Here is a 23,574-nt window from a genome sequence, read left to right on the forward strand (position 1 = left end):
GGACAATTAGCCCGACATTCTACCACCAAGCCAGGCGCCGACAAACACGAAAAGCAGGCAAAGTAGTAAATTTCCAAGAATATTCATGCCGGCCTTAAGCCATACCTGCTGCTCCAGCAAATACAAAGTCTCTAATGAGAAGGTGGAAAATGTCGTTAAGGCACCGAGAAAACCAATAATCACACCGTCTTTAACGGCCACAGATGCATCGCTGCCTTCCCAGTAATTAATCAGAAAGCCTGCCAGAAAACAACCTAGGATATTAGCTATCAGGGTGCCATAAAGAAATTGTTCACCAAGCATCCACTCCGACAGGTGGCGAATCTTAAATCGTATAACAGCACCTAAGGCACCTCCGGCTCCAATAGCCCCTATTACTGCCAAATTCATTCAATGTCCCACTATTGTCACGTTATCGTTTATTGGCTTCATCAGTTCGTTGTTGTAGCCACTGCATTTTCTGCGCAATCTTTTTCTCTAACCCGCGCTCGACTGGCTGGTAATAATTTACAGGCTCCTTCTCTTCAGGGAAGTAAGTTTGCCCTGCTGAAAAAGCATCTGGCTCGTCATGATCATAACGGTAGCCCTGCCCATAATCCAGCTCCTTCATAAGAGTGGTTGGTGCATTACGAATGTGCATCGGTACGTCATAAGTCGGTTCATTACTGACTTCCTTACGCGCATGATTATAGGCCTTATAAACAGCATTACTCTTGGGTGCACAAGCCAAATACAGAATAGCCTGGGCAATGGTGAGCTCTCCCTCTGGACTGCCTAAACGTTCCTGTACGTCCCATGCGTTTAATGCCAGCGCAAGGCCTCGAGGATCAGCGTTACCAATATCCTCACTGGCCATTCTAACGACTCTTCGGGCTACATACAGTGGATCACAACCACCATCCAGCATCCGACAATACCAATAGAGCGCAGCGTTAGGATCACTACCACGAACAGACTTATGCAGGGCTGAAATCTGATCGTAAAAATGCTCACCACCCTTATCAAAACGACGTAAAGACTGAGTTAAGGTTTCCTCAAGAACCTTATTGTTGATGACTGGAGCCTGATCGTTTTCAGCCAAAGCCAGTTCAGATGCTAGCTCAAGAAAATTTAATAAGCGCCTGCCATCGCCGTCAGATGCCTGGACTAAGATTTCAACGGCATCTTCTTCTATCGTTAAATTCAGGGCCCCCAAACCTTTATCACAGTCTTTAATGGCTCTTTTTATTAATTCTCGTAAAGCTTGCTCTGAAAGGTCCTTTAATACAAAAACCCGGGCTCGCGATAGTAGTGCGTTGTTCAGTTCAAATGAAGGGTTTTCTGTAGTGGCGCCGATAAAAGTAACTGTTCCGTTCTCTACGTAGGGCAAAAAGGCATCCTGCTGCGCCTTATTAAATCGATGCACCTCATCGACGAATAAAAGGGTTTGCTTGCCCTGTGCTTGATATTGTTTAGCTTCTTCTACGGCCGCCCGAATATCTTTCACGCCAGCGAGGACTGCCGAGATAGTAATGAAGTGGGCATTAGAGGTGTTAGCAATGAGACGTGCCAACGTTGTTTTCCCGGTACCTGGAGGGCCCCAGAAAATCATGGAGAACGGCTTTTGCGCTTCAATCGCCTGATATAACGGCTTACCGCTGGCTAACAGATGTTCCTGACCAACATACTCTTCGAGCTGTTGTGGCCGCATCCTGTCGGCCAACGGTACGTAAACTTGGGAATCTTCAAACAGTTGGTTTTGTTGACTCATTCAATATCTTGGTTACAACGCTTCTTGAGAAACATTGTCCGCCACTTTTTCACGATTATCAATAACGTCTACATCTTCCGGGGCAACGAACTTGAAATACTCATCACCAAAGTCTGGCTCAAGGCTCACATTATTGAACTCAATAAGCGTGGTTTGGCCTAAATTATCGCTGACTTTCAATGCCACCAGCTCATCGCCCTTAAACTCTATCATCAGGCGCTCAAATAATGCTTCTTCGTTGCGAGAGCTCAGTTGAAATAAACTGACATCGTCTTGATCAGTGTCTATTTCTGCCACATTGTACTTATCAACGATCTCCACTTTTTCTTTAGTCAAGATTGCAGCAGGGGTAGTTTCTAAACTTTTCTCCAAACCGGAAACGTTAATTTGCTCAATGTCACGGTCAAACTGCCAGAGGTTTTGACCGTCTGCAACAAGTTCCTGTTCATAAGGGTCAGTTACAACCCAGCGAAACTGTTTTGGACGCTGTAATTCAAAGTAACCTGAAGATGAATCAAGCACCGAGTTAAACTCATCGCGAATCTCTTGGCTAAAATCCGCCTTATAACTATTAATATTGGTTAATTTCTCTTCTAACTTATGTGCAGCGTCAGCATAAGCATTCATGCTGCTAAATACTACAGAGACACATAAGATGATGATTTTTGTCGCTTGTTCAAATAAAAACTTCATAACAATACCTTTCGGCTGTACTTAACTAACTACCGTTATACAGCCCATAGACTGAATTTGGACTTAATATCTGACTGTATGGATTAGAAGAGCCAGTTTTATCATATGCCTCGCTTTACCAACGATGGATTACGTTAACCCATCCTATAATTGGAGACTAACGACTATTCAGCGTCAGTGGTGAGGCCAAGACCCCGCGCTCTTTATTTTGTCACAATCTTGTTCTTCTAGCCTTGAGCGTCAGCGGCGAAGTAGATACGAGGCAAAAGATATTTTTCTCGTGCAGTTTACCAAGAGTAAATGAGCACAGAAAATATCTTTTAACAAAGCAGCTACAAGTAAGCTAGCTCAACATCTAGTCTTTGGGGGGTGGCGGCGCTAAAACCTCCCGAGCCCCATTACTCCCCATTTCAGACACAATCCCCGCAGCTTCCATCGCTTCAACCATACGAGCAGCACGGTTATAACCAATCTTTAAGCGGCGTTGAATACCTGAAATCGAGGCACGGCGCGTTTCTGTAACAATGGCAACCGCCTGATCGAACAGTTCATCCTGTTCGCTATCCTCTCCGTCCATACCCGGCATGCCCGGTACCGGTACTTCACTGGTACCACTGATTACTTCTTCAATATAATCCGGTTCACCACGTTGCTTCCAGTCCTCAACCACACGATGCACTTCGTCATCGTCGACAAAAGCACCGTGCACACGGGTTGGAATATTGCTTCCTCCGGGTAAGTAAAGCATATCTCCCATGCCTAGCAGTTGCTCCGCACCTGTTTGGTCGAGCACAGTGCGAGAATCAATTTTGGAGGATACCTGAAAACCAATACGCGACGGAATGTTCGCTTTAATCAAGCCAGTTATCACATCAACCGAAGGTCTTTGTGTCGCCAGAATTAAGTGAATACCCGCCGCCCGGGCTTTTTGCGCGATCCGAGCAATCAGCTCCTCAACTTTCTTACCGACAATCATCATCATATCGGCCAGCTCATCAATAACGATCACTATCGATGGCAGTTTATCTAATGTTGGCGGCTCTTCCTCTAAACCATCAGTCGGTTGCCATAATGGATCTTTTATGGGTTCACCCGCTTTAATGGCGTCCTTCACCTTTTTATTAAAACCCGACAAATTCCGTACACCTAATGCTGACATTAAGCGATACCGGCGCTCCATCTCCCCAACCGACCAACGTAGTGCATTAGCTGCATCTTTCATATCGGTTACTACTTCACATAAAAGATGCGGGATTCCCTCATAAACACTCAATTCAAGCATTTTAGGGTCAATCATGATCATACGCAGATCTTCTGGTGAAGACTTATAGAGCATACTGATGATCATGGCATTAACACCAACCGATTTGCCCGAACCAGTCGTACCGGCAACCAATAAGTGCGGCATTTTAGCCATATTCACGATTATTGGATGACCGGCAATATCTTTACCCAAAGCCATACTCAGTGGTGACTTCGACTTTTCGAATTCATCGCAGGCCAACACTTCTCGCAAACGCACAATTTCACGCGTTTCATTGGGGATTTCGATACCGATGTACGTCTTGCCCGGTATCACTTCTACTACACGCACCGAAATCGTAGATAGCGAGCGAGCTAAATCTTTCGCTAAGTTTGAGATTTTGCTGACTTTTACCCCCGGTGCTAACTCCAGTTCAAAACGCGTAATCACTGGCCCCGGGTGCACTTCCATCACCTGGGCATCAACGTTAAAATCTTTCAGCTTGATCTCGACCAGTCGGGACATGGCTTCAAGGGAGTCTTCCGAATAATGATTTTTCGGCGGTTCAGGCTCGTCTAACAGTTCCATTCTTGGTAAAGGGCCTTCTCCCGCCCCTTCAAAAAGCGGCTTCTGGCGAGTTTTCTTCTCAACTTTCGGGCTTGGCGGAATCGCAGCAACTTTAGGCTCAATCTTAACTGGCTTTTTGGTTTCGCGCTTGACCTTATCCTGCTTGATCGCTTCTTTGCGCTTTACCACCACCTGCTTAACTTCTTTTTCTTCCTGCTTACGCTCTTTAAACGACTGATACCAGTCCAAAATTTTACTAAACGTGTCAATGGTCCAAGTACCAACTGAATCCATAATCTTGAGCCATGAAATACCGGTAAATAAGGTCACGCCGGACAGGAACAGCGCCAATAGAATCAACGTAGCGCCATACAAGCCCAAGGAACCAACCATAACGCCAACAATGGCTTTGCCCAGGATACCTCCGGAGAAATAGACTATCTCAGACTGCTGATGACACAGTTCGACACCTGCAATACAGCGATCGCCAAAGTGCTGATAAAGCAGCCCCGCCCCTGCAATAACCGCTATTAGCAAACCAGCGCTCTTAATCAACCAGAAGCTCTTGGGGTGTTGAATCTCATCATTCCGTTCGGCGTATAACAGATAACCAAAGTAGGCCACCACCACAGGAATCAAGTAGGCAAGATAGCCAAACAGGTGGAGGAAGAAATCCGCAAACCAGGCCCCTCCTGTGCCAGCAGCATTTTGTACAGGCGCACCACTACCGTTGGTGAAAGAGCCAGGATCGTTCGGGTTATAGCTCAACAGCGCCAGTAATAAAAACAAAGCAATGGTAACGAGGATGATCATTCCGCCCTCGCTTAAGCGCTTACGCAAAATTGCTTTAGAGTCTAACTGGGTATCTTTCTTTTTAGTTGCCGCTTGTTTTGTTTTAGTTTTGCTCAAAATTGTATCCTATTCTTCTCCGCTACCATTCTAATTGAACTTTCAACTATCTCAAGCACGATGCACAAAAACGCTATCAGTATCACTAGATTAGCACTAATTCGCTAACCCATCGCCACTTTTTCTGCGACCGGTAAGATACTGGTTTCTTTGACTTCCTCCATCACCATATAAGAACGCGAGGAATTAACACCCGGTAATGTCAGAAGCGTCTCCCCGAGTAACTTACGATATTCCTGCATATCCCCGACCCTCGCTTTAAGCAGATAATCAAACTCGCCCGAAACCAGGTGACACTCCAGTATTTCGGGGATATCGGAAATGGCCTGTTTAAATTCGGTAAACACGTTGGGCGATGTATGCATCAGACGAATTTCGGCAAAAACCAGTAACGAAGCGGACAGTTTCTTCGGGTTTAACTTTGCCAAATAGCCTTCAATAAAACCGTCATTCTCCAATCGTCTGACACGCTCCAGACAGGGAGTCGCACTCAAGCCGACCAACTTCGCCAACTCAACATTAGAGATCCGACCATTAGCCTGTAATTCTCGCAGGATCCGACGGTCAATTCGGTCCAGGATTTGTTTGCTAGCACTTTTAACTTTCACAGAACATATCCACTACAAAAACAACATTTATAGTTCTTTATACTATAAAAAGGTAAACTTCAGCAAATAAAACTATATAAAGCACACTATAATAGCGATTTTTACTGACCCCAAAAGGGCTGATTTTTACTGTATAATTGGTTGTTTATTATACTGTACAAACGAGCCCAAAACCGTCAATTTGGAGCAAAGTTATGTTGATCGGTGTACCCAAAGAAATCAAGAATCACGAGTACCGCGCAGGTATGGTTCCAGGCAGTGTGCGTGAAGTTATCGCTCACGGTCACGAAGTTGTCGTAGAAACAAATGCTGGCGCTGGTATTGGCTTCAGTGATGATGACTATATCGCTGCAGGCGCAATTGTATTGGATACTGCGGAAGAAGTTTTCGCGAAAGCTGACATGATTGTGAAAGTAAAAGAACCTTTAGCCGAAGAGCGAAAGCGTCTACGTGAAGGACAGATTCTATTTACTTACCTGCATCTTGCTCCGGACATGCCGCAAACACAAGACTTGGTAGATTCCGGCTCAGTTTGTATTGCCTATGAAACCGTGACAGGTAAACAAGGTGGATTACCACTATTAGCGCCCATGTCTGAAGTTGCGGGCCGTATGTCGATTCAGGCAGGCGCCCAGTGCCTTGAAAAATCACGTGGCGGCTTGGGCATGTTGCTCGGTGGCGTTCCTGGCGTATCACCTGCTAAGTGTGTTGTGATTGGCGCTGGTGTGGTGGGTAGTAATGCTATCCGCATGGCAGTGGGACTGGGTGCTCGCGTGGTAGTTCTGGATCGCAATGTTGACGCGCTGCGCCGTATCAATGTTGAGTTTGGCTCTCGTGTTGAAACTGAGTTCTCTAGCCAAGAGTCTCTGGAAAAAGAAATTACCAGTGCCGATTTAGTGATCGGTGGCGTCCTAATTCCCGGCGCAGCAGCTCCTAAACTGGTGACCGAAGAAATGGTTAAAAAAATGAAGCCAGGCGCAGTGCTGGTTGATGTAGCAATCGACCAAGGAGGTTGTTTTGAAACCTCTACCGCAACAACCCACGACGCCCCAACCTTTATCAAGCACGATGTTGTGCATTATTGTGTTGCTAACATGCCGGGCGCCGTACCACGGACTTCAACATTCGCCTTGAACAATGTGACCCTGCCTTTTATTATCAACATTGCTAACAAAGGCTATAAAGAAGCATTGGCAAAAGACCCTCACCTTCTCAACGGTCTTAATGTGTATAAAGGTCAGGTTACAGAACGCTCTGTAGCCGAAAACCTTGGTTTCGACTATGTTGATCCAAAGGTTGCCTTAGATATCAGCTACGATACTCTATAAGCTGTATATCTATCTGAAAAAGCCGCTCAAATGAGCGGCTTTTTTATAATTTATTCTTTGACTTCACTTCTTCAACGTCATCATAATAATACTCAACGTCATACTTACCATCCCCATCCTGATCAAGTTTCGCGTACACCAACCTACCTTTTTCAAACTTTTGATACTTTTTAGGGCTGCCGAAACTTGATTTGCTTAAGTACCTCTCTTCTCCTTCATCGGCCTTATACAAGCTTGTAACTTCATAATAACCATCTTGATCAAAATCAGACTCTATTTTACTAATAACTCCGTATCTATATTCTTCATTTGTTTCAAACACTCCATCGAAATCATAATCTGCTTTAGCAGAATCAGTTAACCCCCTTCGATCATATTTTATTATTCCATCTATCTCGCCATCAAAGTTTGTATCCAAATGAACCTCAGAAGCCAGTCCGGTATCACCAACATAATAAATCTGATCGTCCAACCCATCATAATTAGCATCCAGTTTTTCAATCAGCCCTGTATCTGTATAACTTATGCTGCTGCCAAAGCTAGAACCTTGCCCCCAATACTTTTGAAGTGCTAGTGCAAAAATAATCCCACTGATAAATAAACTTATATTTTTAACGAAGCGTAAGGTCTTATTTCCTGAGGCAGAAATATCTATCTGCCTATATTCGGAAGTAGAATCATCAATGATCTGCGCACTTTCCCAGTCTTCGACTAGCTCCCTTCCTCTCTCAAAATCCTCATCATGTACCCAAACTTTAACATTCCCCATCGCTGCCGCTTCACCCACAGCTCCTTGCATGTGCGCCCCTCTGACCTGGGCAAATATATCGTTATCATTAAGCAGATCGGCAATTAGTTGCGCATCAATGGCATCGTCCGCGTGGTAGGCGATTTTCATGGTTCTATCCCTTTTCATTGTTATCAGTCAGGAAGGATTATAAGGTGTTGGCGGCCATAAAAAAAAAGCCACTCCGTTGAGCGGCTTTTTATTTACGACAGTGACTAGTCCTTATTTTTTGCTAGCACCTTTAATAACGAACTCAACAGGTTTTTCTTTACCCGGTTTTTGCCATACAGCATCGGCTACTAACTGACCATCAACAATTTGCCCTTTCCACTTCATATCACCTTTTTCAGGGCTTTCTGCGTCCACCGTAAAGTGGACAACACCGTCTTTTTCATAAGACACGTAATCTGATTGAGCAAACCCATGCTGCACACAAACCGCTGATAAGAAAGTTCCTGATTTAAAAGTCAGTCTGTTATCAACTAATTTATCAGTTCCTTTAGGCTGCATCTTAACTTCGAAAGTTTGCCCGTCAAGATCCTGAGCCTGGGCAAAAGGAACCATCAACATAAGCAAACCAAAACAACATCCTAGTGTTAGTTTGGGAAAGTAAGCTTTTGTAATAGACATAACACCTCCTCCGTTTGGTCTATAGCTTGTCTTTACGCCAGAAGTCAGCAGCTTTTGATGGGATTTTAAGAGACTGTCCAGAAAGGACAAATTAAAGCAAATCAACCTGCGTAATGCTGAAAAGAGAATCTCTGACGATTAGTAGATTTTTACAGTAAAGAGAGGATAAGTTCCATAAAAGGAATCACAGAACCAGTAAAAGTGTTATCAGATGCTATCGCCCATAAAAAAAGCCGCTCAAAAGAGCGGCTTTCTTAAAACGTTTAAAGTATTAAATTATACTTTAGTTACGTTAGCAGCTTGTGCGCCTTTAGGGCCTTGCTCGATATCGAACTCAACCTGCTGGCCTTCTGCTAAAGTTTTGAAACCGTCACCTTGAATCGCGCGGTAGTGTACAAACACGTCTTCGCCCGCTTCCTGCTCGATGAAACCAAAACCTTTTGACTCGTTGAACCACTTAACTGTACCAGTGATTTTAGACATAATATTTCTCCAAAGCTAAATGCTTAAAAATTAATGTTTGCCATCGCATTATCACCTATTGATAAATTGATAGCGGTACTACTGAGATAAAAACTAAACGGCATTAACTTAGATAACAAATAGCGAGGGTACGACATTAAGCGATCTCAAGAGACCAGCTTGGTGTAGCATCGAACTTATGTATCCTTGTATAGCTGTTATTTTAACCAGCGCAAACAGAATACTATATACAGGGAGGAAGTAAAGCTTTATTTTATATATTCATGCAAGTGTCACGGATTAAATATGACTGTAAAACTTTATTATTTTCATGATCCTATGTGTAGCTGGTGCTGGGGGTTCGCACCGAGCTGGAGTAAATTAAAACAACACCTGAGCGGCACTGTAGAAATAGAATATGTGCTCGGCGGACTGGCTCCTGATAACCAGGAGCTTATGCCTAAAGAAATGCAGCAAACCATAGAGGGCTACTGGAGGAAGATTGAGCAGTTGCTTGGTACTCGATTTAATTATAATTTCTGGAGCGAATGTCAGCCAAGGCGTTCCACCTACCCTGCCTGCCGAGCCGTTATTGCAGCGCAAGAACAAGGAAGAAATGATGACATGATCACAGCAATCCAGGAAGCTTACTATTTACGGGCTATGAATCCATCAGATGTGGCAACATTGATTCAGCTGGCAACAGAGCTGAACCTTAATGTGCCACGATTTAAGGAATCAATTGCATCCGAAAGGATCGAATCAGAATTACAGCGTCAAATACAGCTCTACCGCACTTTATCCGCCAGAGGCTTTCCATCCCTCGTTTTATCTGTGGACAACCAGAGGTACCCTGTTCGTATCGACTACCAGCAAGCTGATAATATGTATTCAAAAATTAAGTCCTATCTAGGGGGGTAGTTTTCGCGAGTCATGAAGGTGACTCACTTTTACTGAAGCCTCTCCACACAAACAAAGCATCTCGCTCTATGTTATGGCAGGAATCCTACAGTATCGAGATGTATTAGAACATTTAGTCAAATACAAAAAAGTAAAGATTGTTTATTATATTAATAAGTTAAGTGATATTTGTGAAGTTATACTTGAAGATCTGATTAGGCGCTCAGCAGACTATACTGCAAAGTACCAGCCCACTTGTTAATTAATGAGCCTTCCGGTCTAACTCATTATCGGCAATCTGACGTAACAACGCATCTAACCAAATCTCTTGGACCTTGCTGGCATCTAGACCATAAAGGTTTGCATCATTTGCAACCTGTTGGATTACCTGATCAATGTCTTTTAGCTCATCAGCGTTACTGTCGACATATTTGTTACTCATAGCTTAACTCTTATTTCAGGACAATTTTTAACCTATCTGTGATAATTTTAATGCAAATTTGCATCAAAGGCTAATTTTTATACTGATCGGGATCATCTATCTATCAATCCATAGAATAAGAATATCAATTAAAGGTTTATTTATGACTAACAAATACCTACAATTTAGCCCAAATTGTTAGCAGTTTATAAGAATTTCGGAGAATACGTCTATGAGCGAAACGCGCCATATTAAGTGCTTAATTTTAGGCTCTGGCCCAGCCGGCTACAGTGCAGCCGTTTATGCAGCTCGCGCAAACCTTGAACCAGCGATCGTTACCGGCATCCAGCAGGGTGGTCAGCTGACTACGACCACTGATGTTGATAACTGGCCGGGGGATCATGAAGGTGTGCAAGGGCCGGACCTGATGGTCCGCATGCAAAAGCATGCTGAGCGCTTTGGTACTGAGATAATCTTTGATCATATCAATGAAGTGGATCTGAAAAACAAGCCTTATACCCTAAAAGGCGATAGCGGTACTTACACTTGTGATTCATTGATTATTTGTACCGGTGCATCTGCTAAATACCTGGGACTGCCTTCTGAAGAAGCCTTTATGGGCAAAGGCGTATCCGCTTGTGCTACCTGTGATGGTTTCTTCTATAAAAACCAAAAAGTAGCCGTTATTGGTGGCGGTAATACAGCTGTCGAAGAAGCTTTATACTTATCAAATCTAGCGAGTGAAGTTCACCTGGTGCATCGCCGTGATGAATTACGCGCTGAAAAAATTCTACAGGACAAACTTTTCGAGAAAGCTGAAAGCGGCAATATCGTTCTTCACTGGCACCGCACTCTGGAAGAAGTGGTTGGTGATGATATGGGCGTAACAGGTATGCGCATTAAGAGTACCCAAGACGACTCTGTCGAAGAGGTTGAGTTACAAGGTGTCTTTATTGCAATTGGCCATAAGCCAAACACTGACATCTTCGAGGGCCAACTGGAAATGAAAGACGGCTATATTCAGGTTAAAAGTGGTCTGCAGGGTAATGCTACAGCTACATCAGTTAAAGGTGTTTTTGCTGCAGGTGACGTGTCTGATAACGTCTATCGTCAGGCGGTTACATCAGCTGGTACAGGCTGCATGGCGGCTTTGGATGCTGAAAAGTATCTTGATCAATAAAAGCCTTTGAATACCAAAAGCCCTGCTTTAGCAGGGCTTTTTTTGGGTCAACTGGCTAAGCGTATTGTTTCGCTAGCTTTAGCCAACTCAACTTTTGCTTTTCCAGCTTCAACTTAAATTGCTCATAGTTCTCAATCAAATGCGCTTTTTCTTCGGCTATTTCATAAGCCAAATTAGCCTTTTTCGACTCTAGCCATACTTTCTTCGCATCATAAAACTCTGTAATGCGCATAACCAATTGATCGTACTCATTATACAGTCTTTGCATAATTTCTTCTGCGTTCGGATACTCCGCAGCCCTTTCTTTGGCTTTTAGTAGCAGGGTTTGGGCTTTCGCCTTTTCAATCTTCTCAGTAGGAACCACTTTCAGATTCTTAGTTACTCCGACCCAACTAAGCGTCTTAATCCACCATTTTGAAGGATCAAAATGCCACCAGCGAACACCATTGCGGTAATCAAATTGAAATTTATGGTGATAGTTATGATAGCCTTCGCCACCGGTTAGGAATGCTAAAACAATATTATCACGCGCCGAGTTTTCTTCAGTGTACGGACGTGAGCCCCAGATGTGCGCCAATGAATTAATAAAGAAGGTTAAGTGATGTGACCAGACCAAACGCCACACACCGGCAACCAACATCATTTCCCAGAAAAGACCATAAAATATACCTAGAAGTGCTGGAATAGCAACATTCAGACCAATGCTAAGCCACCAGTAGTGCTTATGCTGAAACATCACTATCGGATCACGCTTCAGATCAGGACAACGATCATACTGCGCATTATAACGACCATTATCACGTCGCTTTAAAAGCCAACCAATATGAGAATGCCAGAAACCTAAACTGGCTGAATAAGGGTCCTTTTCATCGTGATCCACGTGTTTATGGTGAATACGGTGATCGGAAGACCAGTGTAACGCACTGTTCTGTAACGCCAAGCAACCGCCAAAGGCTAATATTGCGCGCAATACAGGGTTCGCTTCATAGGCTCGGTGTGACCATAAACGGTGGTACCCCATTGAAATCGAGGTGCTGGAAAATAACCAAAGTCCAATACCCCACAACCAAGTAGACCAGTGATAACCATACTCAATTCCATACCATGGAATTAAAGTAAGAGCTGCTAAAAAACTCAGCCCAAAGAATATAATGTTGGCCCAAATCAACTGTCCACCCTGACGTGTAGCTTGATCATTGGGAATTTGCGTTTCTGACATTTATTTACCTCTTTAATACAGCGTACAATTGTACGCTTAACTATGGTTTTAGTATAACTACTCGTCCTGACATTTGCAATTCAGCTTACAGCTGTACACTTAAGCCATTGTTTTCTATACTAGGGCATCGTTACTAAATAATATTACCCAATGTCAGGCACTCGCGCACTCCAAAAAGAGAAGACTCGTCAAGCAATTATCAATGCTGCTTTGGCTCATTTATCTGCTGATCACAGCTTCTCCAGCATGAGCCTACGCGAGGTTGCCAGGGAAGCAGGCATAGCTCCAACGTCATTCTATCGACACTTTGACGACATGGAAGCTCTTGGGCTGACTCTGGTTGATGAATCCGGTGTTACCCTGCGTGAGCTGATGCGACAAGCGCGTAGCCGTATTGAGCTAAAAGGCAGTGTTATCCAAACCTCGGTCGATACGTTTATGGAGTTTGTTGAGAGAAACCCTAACATCTTCAGGTTACTGCTTCGTGAAAGAACTGGAATTTCTCCAGCATTCAGAGAGGCCGTCGCTAAGGAAATTGAGCATTTTAAAGAGGAGCTCAGTGAATACCTGGCTCAAGAATCCAATTACAACCCTCAACTGGCTTACACCTTAGCTGAAGGGCTGGTCACGCTTGTATTTAATGCCGGTGCAGAAGCTTTAGACATGGAGCCTGAAGAGCGCAAAGCTTTAAAAGAGCGGACGATACTCCAGCTTCGCTACCTGACACTCGGTGCACAACAAGCAGTAAAGCTGGAGTCTGATACAGCAAAAGAAGCTAGTTAAAGAATGCCTTTACCTGATCAGAGATATAATCAACATGCTCTTGTTTTATATCAAGGTGCAGCACCCAACGCATGGTTTCACCGGGGATAATACGGATCCCCTTCTGCAGCAAATAATCGGCTAAATGAGCAGCTACCGCTTTATCCGAACGAATAAAAACCATATTCGTTTGAACTAGTTCAGGCTTAACCTCCAACTGAGGTATTTCAGCTAATCGCTCAGCTAACACTTTAGCTTTTGCATGATCGCGTGCTAATCGCTCAACATGGTTTTCCAGCGCATAGATACCAGCCGCAGCCAAAACACCAGCTTGACGCATGCCGCCTCCGACCATTTTGCGCCAACGTCGCGCCCACTTAATGGTATCCTTATCGCCACACAGCACCGAACCTACCGGCGCACCTAAACCTTTGGACAAACAAATGGATACTGAATCCGCATACTGCGTTAAGTCTTTCAGCTCACAACCCAAGGCTACCGTGGCATTAAACGCCCGAGCGCCATCAAGATGCACTGACAAGCCTTTGGATTTCGCAAAATCGTAGGCTTTTTGCATATAGTCCAGCGAAATAACCTTGCCGTTATGAGTGTTTTCAAGACACAATAATTTCGTTCGTGCAAAATGGTAGTCGTCTTTCTTGATGACCGACTCAACCTTAGTTAAATCAAGGGTTCCGTCAGGCTCTATTTCGACCGGCTGCGGCACAATACTGCCCAGAACAGGCGCTCCACCCGCTTCGTATAAATACGTATGGTAACCCTGCCCAACGATATATTCTTCGCCACGCTGGCAATGCGCCAACAAACCAACCAGATTCGACATGGTGCCTGAAGGTACAAACAACGCATTCGCCTTGCCCGACATCTCCGCCATCAAAGCTTCCAGCTTATTCACCGTCGGATCATCCTGAAACACATCATCACCGACCGCCGCAGCCGCCATTCGCTTACGCATCGCCTCGGTCGGCTGGGTTACCGTATCACTTCGTAGATCAATCATATTTACACACTTCATTTATATTGTTTGTTTTCTTAATCTTCGATTTTTTAAGAGTTAGCTCTAAAAAGTATTAATCAGGACCAGTAAGTCCAGATACCATGTATAAAATAAAACTAAAAACCCAAAGAATAAAAATGACTAGAGCTAACCCAACCACAACTTTCTCTAGTTTAGTAAGTTTCATCTCTTAACTGATACTCAAAATCATAGTAATGCTGACCTTCTTCAATCCGTATCTCCATAGTCCCGCTAAGTCCTTTCAGCTCACCGGTTCCTGAGTCAGGCACGACCTCCAGAATTAGACGATTATTGCCCCCGCTCATGACACCAAAATGCTGCAAGACAAAAGAGCCTTTCTTACCGTCCAGCTCACCTGCAACCTGCTCAAGCGCCACATAGCCTGCGGAGGTTTCAACTGGAGTTCGCACGCTGAGCATTTCGCCTTTGCCCGTGGCCTTTAAATCACCATGATAGGCTTTGTTCAGCAGCATCCGGTTAAAGCCATTACTTGAATTCGACTCAACCGAAAATTCGGTAGGCTCCATTTTGACGTCAAAAGTGCCTGAGATCTTCTTTAATTGAGTAGTTTCCACAACATCTCCTTGATTATTCTGAGTAGCACTGTTGGCTGACGCGGTTTGCGTCATTAACACCATAAAAACACCTAACAAAACTGGTTTTAACATAAGTCCTCCTGACTCAAATAATAATTACTTGTCATTTTTAGTAGCTTCAATATAGGTAACTATGCTGGGTTGGTCAAATACAAAAAAGGCGCCCAAAGGCGCCTTTCGTAGAACAATAACGGGATTAACCAATCAGTTCTAATGCTTTATTTAGAGTAGTGCTTGGGCGCATGGCCTCAGAAGCTAACTTCTCATCAGCGAAGTAGTAACCACCAATGTCCATTGCTTGACCTTGAACCTTATTCAATTCGTCAACAATCGCTTGCTCGTTATTGGTTAACTCTTCCGCAAGTTTAGCAAACTGAGACTTAAGCTCAGCGTCATCGTCTTGCTTAGCCAGTTCCTGAGCCCAGTACATTGCCAAATAAAAATGACTGCCACGGTTATCCAGCTCGTTTACTTTACGTGATGGAGACTTTCCATTCAGCAGTAATGTTTCTGTCGCAACATCCAGCGCGTCAGCAAGAACCTGTGCTTTCTTATTGCCGTTCTTTTCAGACATATGCTCAAGAGAAACACCTAAAGCCAGGAACTCACCTAACGAATCCCAACGTAAGTGGTTTTCTTTCATAAATTGCTGAACGTGCTTAGGAGCAGAGCCGCCCGCACCCGTTTCGAATAGCCCCCCACCATTCATCAATGGCACGATAGAAAGCATTTTCGCACTGGTACCCAACTCAAGAATCGGGAATAAGTCTGTCAGATAGTCACGCAATACGTTACCCGTCACAGAAATCGTGTCTTTGCCCTCTTTTACACGCTTTAACGTAAAGTGAGTCGCCTCGATCGGCGACATGATGTGAAGCTCAAGACCGTCGGTATCCAGATCTTTCAGATAAGCTTCAACTTTCTTGATCAACTCAGCATCGTGAGCACGCTCTTTATCCAACCAGAACACGGCTGGAGTATTAGAAAGACGTGCACGGTTCACTGCAAGCTTTACCCAGTCCTGAATCGGCGCATCTTTAACTTGGCACATTCTCCAGATGTCACCCTCTTCAACCTGATGCTCAAGAAGCGTGTTACCCGCAGCGTCAACAACACGAACCGAACCATTACCGGCCATTTCGAATGTTTTATCGTGCGAACCATACTCTTCAGCTTTTTGTGCCATTAAACCAACATTTGGCACCGTACCCATTGTTGTTGGATCAAAAGCACCATGTTCTTTACAGAAATCAATAGTCGCTTTATAAACGCCCGAGTAACTGCTATCCGGGATCACGGCTTTAGCATCTTTAGTACCACCATCCGGGCCCCACATTTGACCAGAGTTACGGATCATAGCCGGCATAGAAGCATCAATAATAACGTCACTTGGTACGTGCAAGTTAGTGATACCGTTATCTGAATCAACCATCGCTAACTCAGGATTTTGTTCATAAACGGCTTTAATGTCGGCTTCAATAGCTTCACGCTCTTCTTGAGAAACATTATCTAAGCTACTGATAAGGTTGCCAAAACCATTATTAACATTAACGCCAGCCTTCTCCAAAGTAGCAGCATGCTTAGCAAACACATCTTTGAAGAAAACTTTTACTGCGTGACCAAAAATGATCGGGTCAGAAACCTTCATCATGGTCGCTTTCATGTGTAACGAGAATAGAATGCCCTGCTCTTTTGCTTCTGTGATCTGCTCTTCCAGGAAGCTCACTAAAGCGTTCTTATTCATGACTGTGGCATCAATCACTTCGCCAGCCTGAATCGGAAAAGCTGGTTTCAGCTCAGTAACCTCACCATTATCAGAAACAAATTCAATTTTCACGTCTGTCGCCGTATCGACCGTTACTGATTTTTCATTAGAACGGAAATCACCAGACGTCATGCTGGCAACATGTGACTTAGAATCTTTGCTCCAGGCTCCCATTCTGTGTGGGTTCTTTTTAGCAAAGTTTTTAACTGCTTTAGGCGCACGACGATCTGAGTTACCTTCACGCAGAACCGGATTTACCGCACTACCCTTAATTTTGTCGTAACGGGCACGAATATCACGCTCTTCATCAGTAGACGGGTTATCAGGATAGTCAGGCAATGCATAGCCTTTATCCTGCAATTCTTTAATGGTTGCTTTCAGCTGAGGAATTGAAGCACTGATGTTAGGCAGTTTAATAATATTGGCTTCAGGCTTTTTCACCATTTCGCCTAACTGTCCCAGTGCATCAGGGATACGTTGCTCTTCTTTCAAGTATTCAGGGAAGTTTGCGATTACACGTCCTGCTAAAGAAATATCGCTAGTTTCGACACTGATTCCCGCGGCTTTAGTGAAAGCTTCGATGATTGGAAGTAGCGACTTTGTCGCTAATGCTGGGGCTTCATCAGTGTGAGTATAAATAATCTTCGATGTTGTCATACTGTTTCCTAAGAGTCTTTTGCTGTTCAAACAGATCCAGAGTCAATCGTCAGCGCTGAATGACCTAGCGACCCGATCTTATGAATTGAGTGCGCGACATTATACGCGAAAACATCATTTCCTGCATGTTCAATTGGCTATTCTTATAATCACTCCATGCAGAGCCGGGTCTTACAGGTTACAATGCCTTTTTTGCTAAACAAGTTATCGGTTTTTAGCCACTTATGAGCCAACTGGTACTCTTTAATAAACCTTTCAATACACTTTGTCAGTTTTCCGGTGAGCAAGGAGACTCAACACTAGCTGACTATATTGATATAAAAGGCGTGTATCCTGCCGGGAGACTGGATAAGGACTCGGAAGGGTTAATGCTTTTAACAGACGATGGTCAGTTACAGCACCAGATCGCCAACCCCAGAAAGAAAATGAAAAAAACTTATTGGGTACAGGTTGAAGGGGCGCCTACGGAGAAAGATCTGGCTCCATTAAGAACAGGCGTCGTTATTCAAAAATACAAAACCAAGCCAGCCAAAGTCAGGATTATTGACGAACCCAATATATGGGAGCGAAACCCGCCGATCCGTGAACGTAAAAACATCCCGGAGAGCTGGCTTGAATTAACTATCAGTGAAGGCAAGAACCGTCAGGTCAGACGGATGACCGCAGCCATCGGCTTCCCTACTTTGCGCCTGATACGAGCTAAAGTTGGCCCCTGGGAACTAAAAGGTCTGGAGCCCGGGGAGTATAAAGTCATAGATGTAGAGCCTCCCAAGCCAAACCGCCGCTCCCGCCCAGGTTATAATGGCGGTAAAAGGTTCAGCAAAAGCCACAAATAAGCTATCATACGCACACGATTTTATCAGGTACCACTCATGCTTCCAGTTCATGTTACCGTTGCAGCCATTATTGGACATGACAATAAGTTTCTAATGGTTGAAGAGCACACCTCTGTGGGTGTTGCTTACAATCAGCCTGCTGGCCACCTTGATCCAGACGAAAGTTTGGAACATGCTGTGGTAAGAGAGGTCATGGAAGAAACCGGTTTATCATTCAATCCCGATAGTCTGGTTGGTATTTATACTTTAAACCCCGCCAGTAATGGGCGTTATTACCAACGGTTCTGCTTCACTGGACAAATTAAAGGCGCCCTTGAAACTCGGCCCCAGGATCCCGATATTATCGCCGCGCACTGGATGACCCTTGAAGAAATTTTAGCTTGTCGGGATGCACACCGAAGTGGCCTGACCGTAAAGTGTTTACAGGATTTTATCAACGGCCAGCGGTACCCACTGGAAGCGCTACATCACAGCGATAATGAATCGCTATTACAACAGCAAAGTGTAGATTTCCTACATCGGCAGCTTTAAGTAAATTATGAGCAGATTAGACAACAGCAAACCCATTACAGACACTCGAGTGATCGTTGGCATGTCCGGCGGCGTTGATTCTTCGGTTTCAGCTTACCTGCTGAAAGAACAAGGCTATCAGGTTGAAGGCCTGTTCATGAAAAACTGGGAAGAAGACGATGATACCGAATACTGCTCAGCAGCAGAAGATTTAGCAGATGCACAAGCGGTATGCGATAAGCTGGGTATCAAGCTGCGTACCATCAACTTTGCTGCAGAGTACTGGGACAATGTGTTTGAACACTTCCTGGCGGAATACAAAGCTGGGCGGACACCAAACCCGGATATTATGTGTAATAAGGAAATCAAATTTAAAGCTTTCCTCGATTACGCAAAATTATTAGGGGCAGACTACATTGCCACCGGGCACTATGTGCGCCGTGGTGAAAAAGATGGCAAAGCCACCCTGCTCCGAGGCCTGGACAATAACAAAGATCAGTCCTACTTCCTCTATGCCGTGGGCCATGAACAGATTGCTAAAACGCTATTCCCAGTTGGCGAACTGGAAAAGCCAGAAGTCAGACGAATTGCAGAAGAACAGGGTTTTGTTACTGCGGAAAAGAAAGACAGTACCGGAATCTGCTTTATTGGCGAACGTAAGTTTACCGACTTTCTTCAGCAGTATTTACCGGCTCAGCCGGGTAATATTGAAACTCCAGAAGGAGAAGTGATCGGTCAGCATAATGGATTGATGTACCATACCCTGGGACAGCGTAAAGGTCTGGGTATAGGTGGCTTGAAAGATGCACCAGAAGAGCCCTGGTTTGCTGCTGAGAAAGACCTTGAACGTAATGTGCTTATAGCTGTTCAGGGGCATGAGCACCCTTTACTCATGAGTCAATCACTAATTGCCAAACAGCTGGACTGGGTCGCTCGAGAAGCTCCAGGAAATGGGTTCAGCTGCACAGTAAAAACACGCTACCGCCAGGCCGATGTACCGTGTACAGCGAAACGTTTGAATGACGACGAATGGCTGGTAGAATTCGAGCAAAAACAACGAGCTGTAACTCCAGGCCAGTCTGTCGTCTTTTACCAGGATGACATTTGCCTTGGCGGCGGCATCATTGAAACGATACAACGATAATATGACAACTTACAACTTCTCAGATTCAGTCATCGCTTTGGCCGCTATCAGCCAAGCCATTTGCTGCGTGAAAGACATTTCCAGGTCGGGTCAGACGGATCCGATTGATATGGAAATTATGCTGGAAAGCATCTTAAAAACTGATGCTGACAATACTGAAGCCGTTTACAAAAATCATAAATATTTGACCACAGGGCTACGTTATTTGGTTGAGCAGCTATCAGGGCCAAGAACCGATGCCGAGTTCAGCCGCTATCTGGTCAACATTCTGAGCTTACAGAAACGCTTTTCAAACGACACTAACATGCAGCAAGTGGTAAGCTCTCGGGTAACGCAGGCAAAGCGCTTGTATGATTATCAGGAAAAAATCGACCAGGACCTCATCGATCAGCTGGCACACATCTATAAAGACACTATTTCAACTTACCCTACAAAAATACAAGTTTCTGGCAGTAGTCAGTATCTTCAACAAAGTGCAAACCAGGCCAAAATACGTGCTTTGTTATTATCAGCGATCCGAGCAGCGGTTCTTTGGCAACAGGTTGGTGGTAAAAAGCGTCATTTCTTATTAGCCAAAAATAAAATCATAGATACTGCTAAAGCTTTCCTTGCCTAAAAGACTACGGAGTGCTCGCTAGTCCAGCGTGCACTCGTAATCGTCCACCTTCACCACAACAGGATCCCAGTAGAGACCTTTTCGGGTCTTATACCGGTCAGTGCGATTAAATTTTGCTCCTAGAAAGTAGCGTTTATTAGCTTCTACTTTAACCACTAACTTCTTACTTTTTCGAGAAAAAGGACGTCTTTTGGCAACTATCGGAGTTACCTTGGTGACAGGAATTTTATCATACAGTTTAAACTCGTAACGCCCTGGCTGTAGCTCATAATTAACCTTGTAATGACTGACCGTTTCACCGTTTAATTTCGTAGCATCCACTCGGTATAGCTCTCTGGCTTCACTGGGATTAATAAGAAAAGTTACAAGTCCGCAGGAGCTCTGATCGGCATTTTCATTAACCGACAAGTGCCAGGCAGGTGACTCGCCTCCACCAATCACCGAAGATAATGTTAAAGTGTTATGCGCACGCTTCACCTTGAATTGCAGTTCAAGCCCTTGGCTTAACTTTAACTCGGAAAGCTTCTGTTTATAAACTTTATCGTTTACCAAGATCTTCTGAATACGATCCCCGGCTTTAAAACCAATTCGGTCCGCGTTACTATCAGAGCTGACATTAATGACCTCTCCCTGCTCTTCATCGAGTAAAAGCCCTAGCTCAACTAAAGTATGAGGTTGCTTGGTAACCGTAAAGGTTAAATTCCCATCACCCTGCTTCGTTTCAAGTTGATGGATTTTACTTAAACGTAGATTGAGCCTCTCCTGTAAACGGTTGAGATAGATGAGGCTTGTCCGAGACTTCAACTCTTCCCCTGGTTCCATATAAATAGCATCATCATCAAACTCACCTGATGATTTTGAATATAACTCCCAACGAGGGATAAAGCTTGATGATATTATAGTTTTTAACTCGATACGTTTTCCTTGACGACTAACCATAACCTCGAGCTCATCACCTTGTTTCAGGTTCAGCTGAGAGAAATTATCATTCACTACTCCATCATTGACTTCAGCCCGCTTTATGACATCACCGACTGTAAGCCCAAGCTTTTTAGCAACGCCCTCAGCTGAGACGGATAATACTTGTTGTGTAGATGGCTCAACAATAGCTCCGACTTTAACAAATTCATTCTCAGGGCTGGACAGAAACACTCCCCAGCTGTGATCACCTATATCCGCTTCTAACTCATTGATACGAGCCAGAGTCTCACTGATATCAGACTTAATATTCTTTAACAAAGCGTAACTCTTTTCATTAGCCAGCTCTACAGCATTGACCATCTGCCCGTAAAAGCTGACGAAAAGTATTATGATTGAAAGTAAATATCTCATTTTAAATTCTAGCCACTCTGTATTGGTTAGTGTACATCGCTCTAAGACTCTTAGTAATCTCCAACTTCTCTTCCCATACTTGATGTAGCTGTGCCTTTGAAACCCCGGGGCCTGCACTGTATAGCTGATTAAGACTTTCATCCAGCATGCCTATTTCATCTCTTAGCTTTAATGCTTCAACGTATTGAGCGGAACTTAAACGATTCATTTCAAATTCAGAGAGCTGCTGCTCTATAGCATTAGCTTGAGCAATGAGTTGATTCAATGAACTATCTTTACCATCAGAAGTACCGATATATTGGTAACCGATCACTGTAGTAAGACCTATAACGAGAACAGCAACTGCAGCAGCAAACCAATGATGCTGTCCTTCCTTTTCGTTTGCCTCTGAGCCGTGCTGTTCCAGCTGAGCTTGGAATACAGCATCCTGCTCGATGCCGGGACTTTTTACAGCAGCATTACCGAACTCAGATTTTAGTCGTTGAAGCAATTCGCGTTCAGTCTCTTTACTCATAATGTTTACCTCTCTTGTGACCACTATAACGATGATCACTGGCTAAAGACTTTAGAGATTTCATGGCTCGGCTGAAAACCACTCTTGAATTCTGTGCACTTATATTGAGCTGCTCAGCAATTTCTTTGTGGGTATAACCCTCAACAGTACTAAGCCAAACAACCAACCTTTCTCGTTCGTCCAGAAAGCTTAGAAAGCGCTCTAAATCCCAGTGCTCACTATTGATAATACTTAGAGAGTCCGCAGCTGAGTAATCAAAACTTTCATTATCCGGTATATCTACCAGCTTGGAGTTTGAACGAATGACATCTATCACAGTGTTATAAGTAACACGCTTCATCCAGCCATTAAGCTTTTGCCTATCTGATACACTGCCAATACCTGTCATCATTTTTACCATCACGGTCTGTAGAATATCATTGGCCCGCTGCTCATCTCTTAACATTTGGTATGCCAAATTAAATACAGGCTGTTTATACAGCTGATAAATTTGGGTCAGAGCAAACTTGTCTCCTTTCTGCGCCCTTCTAATGACCTTTTTCGAACAACTCAGGTTAAACGACAAAATGGTTCCACTTTAATCTTTAACAATAAGACGATTATGACACTCCATCTGTGACAAGAAAAATATCTGAATATTACTGGATTAAGGAGCAATTACCATCAAACCGGTTTTTCCGGAATTCTTTGTTCCTTTCTGACCAGCGTGCAATTGCTGTAAAAGATTCCACCCGGAGACTCAACCCATCGAGAAGTTTGCCCAGATAGCAAATTCTGCTTGAGAATTACCTTTTTATCCTCATTCCTAATGTAGCAGCTCTGGGTCCGGCTATGGATATTTTTCAAACTGATATATTGCTCCCCAGAGCGCATTTTCATGAGTATTGAATAACTCCGGCTGTTGTAACGCCTCCACACATGAGCATGTCTCGACCAACGGGAGCAGGTATATTCAATATCACCTGACATATAGCCTATATGTAGTGGCAGACTAAACCCGAACACTCTTTTAAGTGGTAGTATTACCCTTAACAAAGAGGTGTTCAATGGTAAGAAGAAGACAACGTCGGTCATTCAGTCCGGAGTTTAAACGAGATGCTGTGAGT

At 44.1% G+C, this 23,574-nt stretch carries 24 protein-coding genes; 8 read left to right on the forward strand and 16 right to left on the reverse strand.

Annotated elements, in window-relative coordinates:
• Positions 1-6: 6 nt before the first annotated feature.
• The 5 genes from H7708_RS10875 to lrp all read right to left on the reverse strand — a co-directional run bounded on the left by H7708_RS10875 (position 7) and on the right by lrp (position 5,770).
• Positions 7-390 carry a fluoride efflux transporter FluC gene (locus tag H7708_RS10875; RefSeq protein WP_223670805.1) on the reverse strand — a complete coding sequence of 128 codons (384 nt, stop codon included), beginning with the start codon at positions 388-390 and terminating at the stop codon, positions 7-9.
• Positions 391-412: 22 nt separating this feature from the next.
• Positions 413-1,750: a replication-associated recombination protein A gene (locus H7708_RS10880; protein WP_223670806.1), complete on the reverse strand. Its 1,338-nt coding sequence runs from the start codon at positions 1,748-1,750 to the stop codon at positions 413-415.
• Positions 1,751-1,762: 12 nt separating this feature from the next.
• Positions 1,763-2,443 (reverse strand): outer membrane lipoprotein chaperone LolA, encoded by a 681-nt coding sequence (gene lolA / locus H7708_RS10885; protein ID WP_223670807.1) that lies wholly within the window; start codon positions 2,441-2,443, stop codon positions 1,763-1,765.
• Between the two features lie 355 nt (positions 2,444-2,798).
• Complete coding sequence (locus H7708_RS10890) at positions 2,799-5,162, reverse strand: DNA translocase FtsK (RefSeq protein ID WP_223670808.1); 2,364 nt, start codon at positions 5,160-5,162, stop codon at positions 2,799-2,801.
• Positions 5,163-5,266: 104 nt separating this feature from the next.
• Positions 5,267-5,770, reverse strand: a complete 504-nt coding sequence (gene lrp / locus H7708_RS10895) for a leucine-responsive transcriptional regulator Lrp (protein WP_223670809.1) — start codon at positions 5,768-5,770, stop codon at positions 5,267-5,269.
• Between the two features lie 194 nt (positions 5,771-5,964).
• Here lrp and ald point away from each other — a divergent pair, with 194 nt between their 5' ends.
• On the forward strand, positions 5,965-7,098 hold the full coding sequence (ald, locus tag H7708_RS10900; protein WP_223670810.1) for an alanine dehydrogenase: 1,134 nt from the start codon (positions 5,965-5,967) through the stop codon (positions 7,096-7,098).
• Positions 7,099-7,141: 43 nt separating this feature from the next.
• Here ald and H7708_RS10905 read toward each other — a convergent pair whose 3' ends face one another.
• The 3 genes from H7708_RS10905 to H7708_RS10915 form a co-directional block, all read right to left on the reverse strand.
• The gene (locus tag H7708_RS10905; RefSeq protein ID WP_223670811.1) at positions 7,142-7,996 is read right to left on the reverse strand and encodes a putative signal transducing protein; all 855 of its coding nucleotides are present in this window, start codon (positions 7,994-7,996) and stop codon (positions 7,142-7,144) included.
• Between the two features lie 111 nt (positions 7,997-8,107).
• Entirely contained in the window at positions 8,108-8,515 is a 408-nt protein-coding gene (locus tag H7708_RS10910; RefSeq protein WP_223670812.1) for a hypothetical protein, read from the reverse strand.
• Positions 8,516-8,791: 276 nt separating this feature from the next.
• On the reverse strand, positions 8,792-8,998 hold the full coding sequence (locus tag H7708_RS10915) for a cold-shock protein (RefSeq protein WP_068991282.1): 207 nt from the start codon (positions 8,996-8,998) through the stop codon (positions 8,792-8,794).
• Positions 8,999-9,283: 285 nt separating this feature from the next.
• Between H7708_RS10915 and H7708_RS10920 the strand changes: the two genes are divergently transcribed.
• Positions 9,284-9,898: a DsbA family protein gene (locus H7708_RS10920; protein ID WP_223670813.1), complete on the forward strand. Its 615-nt coding sequence runs from the start codon at positions 9,284-9,286 to the stop codon at positions 9,896-9,898.
• Between the two features lie 241 nt (positions 9,899-10,139).
• On the opposite strand, the gene H7708_RS10925 is transcribed toward H7708_RS10920, so the two are convergent.
• Positions 10,140-10,319 (reverse strand): hypothetical protein, encoded by a 180-nt coding sequence (locus H7708_RS10925; protein WP_223670814.1) that lies wholly within the window; start codon positions 10,317-10,319, stop codon positions 10,140-10,142.
• Positions 10,320-10,530: 211 nt separating this feature from the next.
• On the opposite strand from H7708_RS10925, the gene trxB reads away from it, so the two are divergent.
• On the forward strand, positions 10,531-11,478 hold the full coding sequence (gene trxB / locus H7708_RS10930) for a thioredoxin-disulfide reductase (protein ID WP_223670815.1): 948 nt from the start codon (positions 10,531-10,533) through the stop codon (positions 11,476-11,478).
• A gap of 55 nt (positions 11,479-11,533) precedes the next feature.
• Here the strand turns inward: trxB and H7708_RS10935 are convergent, their stop codons facing one another.
• Entirely contained in the window at positions 11,534-12,697 is a 1,164-nt protein-coding gene (locus tag H7708_RS10935; RefSeq protein WP_223670816.1) for an acyl-CoA desaturase, read from the reverse strand.
• A 150-nt stretch (positions 12,698-12,847) separates the two neighbouring features.
• Between H7708_RS10935 and fabR the strand changes: the two genes are divergently transcribed.
• A complete protein-coding gene (gene fabR, locus H7708_RS10940) occupies positions 12,848-13,480 on the forward strand; it encodes an HTH-type transcriptional repressor FabR (protein WP_223670817.1) in 633 nt (210 codons plus the stop codon).
• Here fabR and ltaE read toward each other — a convergent pair.
• The 3 genes from ltaE to H7708_RS10955 all read right to left on the reverse strand — a co-directional run bounded on the left by ltaE (position 13,473) and on the right by H7708_RS10955 (position 17,516).
• Positions 13,473-14,480, reverse strand: a complete 1,008-nt coding sequence (ltaE, locus tag H7708_RS10945; protein WP_223670818.1) for a low-specificity L-threonine aldolase — start codon at positions 14,478-14,480, stop codon at positions 13,473-13,475. The two genes, fabR and ltaE, sit on opposite strands and share 8 nt — an antisense overlap.
• Positions 14,481-14,650: 170 nt before the next feature.
• Entirely contained in the window at positions 14,651-15,073 is a 423-nt protein-coding gene (locus tag H7708_RS10950) for a DUF3224 domain-containing protein (RefSeq protein WP_407929741.1), read from the reverse strand.
• Positions 15,074-15,290: 217 nt separating this feature from the next.
• Positions 15,291-17,516 (reverse strand): NADP-dependent isocitrate dehydrogenase, encoded by a 2,226-nt coding sequence (locus tag H7708_RS10955; protein WP_223670820.1) that lies wholly within the window; start codon positions 17,514-17,516, stop codon positions 15,291-15,293.
• 224 nt (positions 17,517-17,740) lie between these two features.
• On the opposite strand from H7708_RS10955, the gene H7708_RS10960 reads away from it, so the two are divergent.
• Genes H7708_RS10960 through hflD form a run of 4 tightly spaced genes read left to right on the forward strand, consistent with a single transcriptional unit; the run spans position 17,741 to position 20,622 of the window.
• Positions 17,741-18,352 (forward strand): pseudouridine synthase, encoded by a 612-nt coding sequence (locus tag H7708_RS10960; RefSeq protein ID WP_223670821.1) that lies wholly within the window; start codon positions 17,741-17,743, stop codon positions 18,350-18,352.
• Between the two features lie 36 nt (positions 18,353-18,388).
• On the forward strand, positions 18,389-18,883 hold the full coding sequence (locus H7708_RS10965; protein ID WP_223670822.1) for an NUDIX hydrolase: 495 nt from the start codon (positions 18,389-18,391) through the stop codon (positions 18,881-18,883).
• A 7-nt stretch (positions 18,884-18,890) separates the two neighbouring features.
• On the forward strand, positions 18,891-20,006 hold the full coding sequence (gene mnmA / locus H7708_RS10970) for a tRNA 2-thiouridine(34) synthase MnmA (RefSeq protein WP_223670823.1): 1,116 nt from the start codon (positions 18,891-18,893) through the stop codon (positions 20,004-20,006).
• Between the two features lies 1 nt (position 20,007).
• Positions 20,008-20,622, forward strand: coding sequence for a high frequency lysogenization protein HflD (gene hflD / locus H7708_RS10975; RefSeq protein ID WP_223670824.1), 615 nt, complete (start codon positions 20,008-20,010; stop codon positions 20,620-20,622).
• Positions 20,623-20,640: 18 nt separating this feature from the next.
• Here hflD and H7708_RS10980 read toward each other — a convergent pair whose 3' ends face one another.
• The 3 genes from H7708_RS10980 to H7708_RS10990 are packed head-to-tail and all read right to left on the reverse strand — an operon-like array spanning position 20,641 to position 23,033.
• Positions 20,641-21,954 (reverse strand): hypothetical protein, encoded by a 1,314-nt coding sequence (locus H7708_RS10980; protein WP_223670825.1) that lies wholly within the window; start codon positions 21,952-21,954, stop codon positions 20,641-20,643.
• A 1-nt stretch (position 21,955) separates the two neighbouring features.
• A complete protein-coding gene (locus H7708_RS10985; protein ID WP_223670826.1) occupies positions 21,956-22,468 on the reverse strand; it encodes a hypothetical protein in 513 nt (170 codons plus the stop codon).
• Complete coding sequence (locus tag H7708_RS10990) at positions 22,461-23,033, reverse strand: RNA polymerase sigma factor (protein ID WP_223670827.1); 573 nt, start codon at positions 23,031-23,033, stop codon at positions 22,461-22,463. Before H7708_RS10990 ends, H7708_RS10985 begins: the two co-directional genes overlap by 8 nt.
• Positions 23,034-23,574 lie beyond the last annotated feature (541 nt).

The sequence above is a fragment of the Kangiella shandongensis genome (assembly GCF_020005365.1).
Taxonomy (GTDB): domain Bacteria; phylum Pseudomonadota; class Gammaproteobacteria; order Enterobacterales; family Kangiellaceae; genus Kangiella; species Kangiella shandongensis.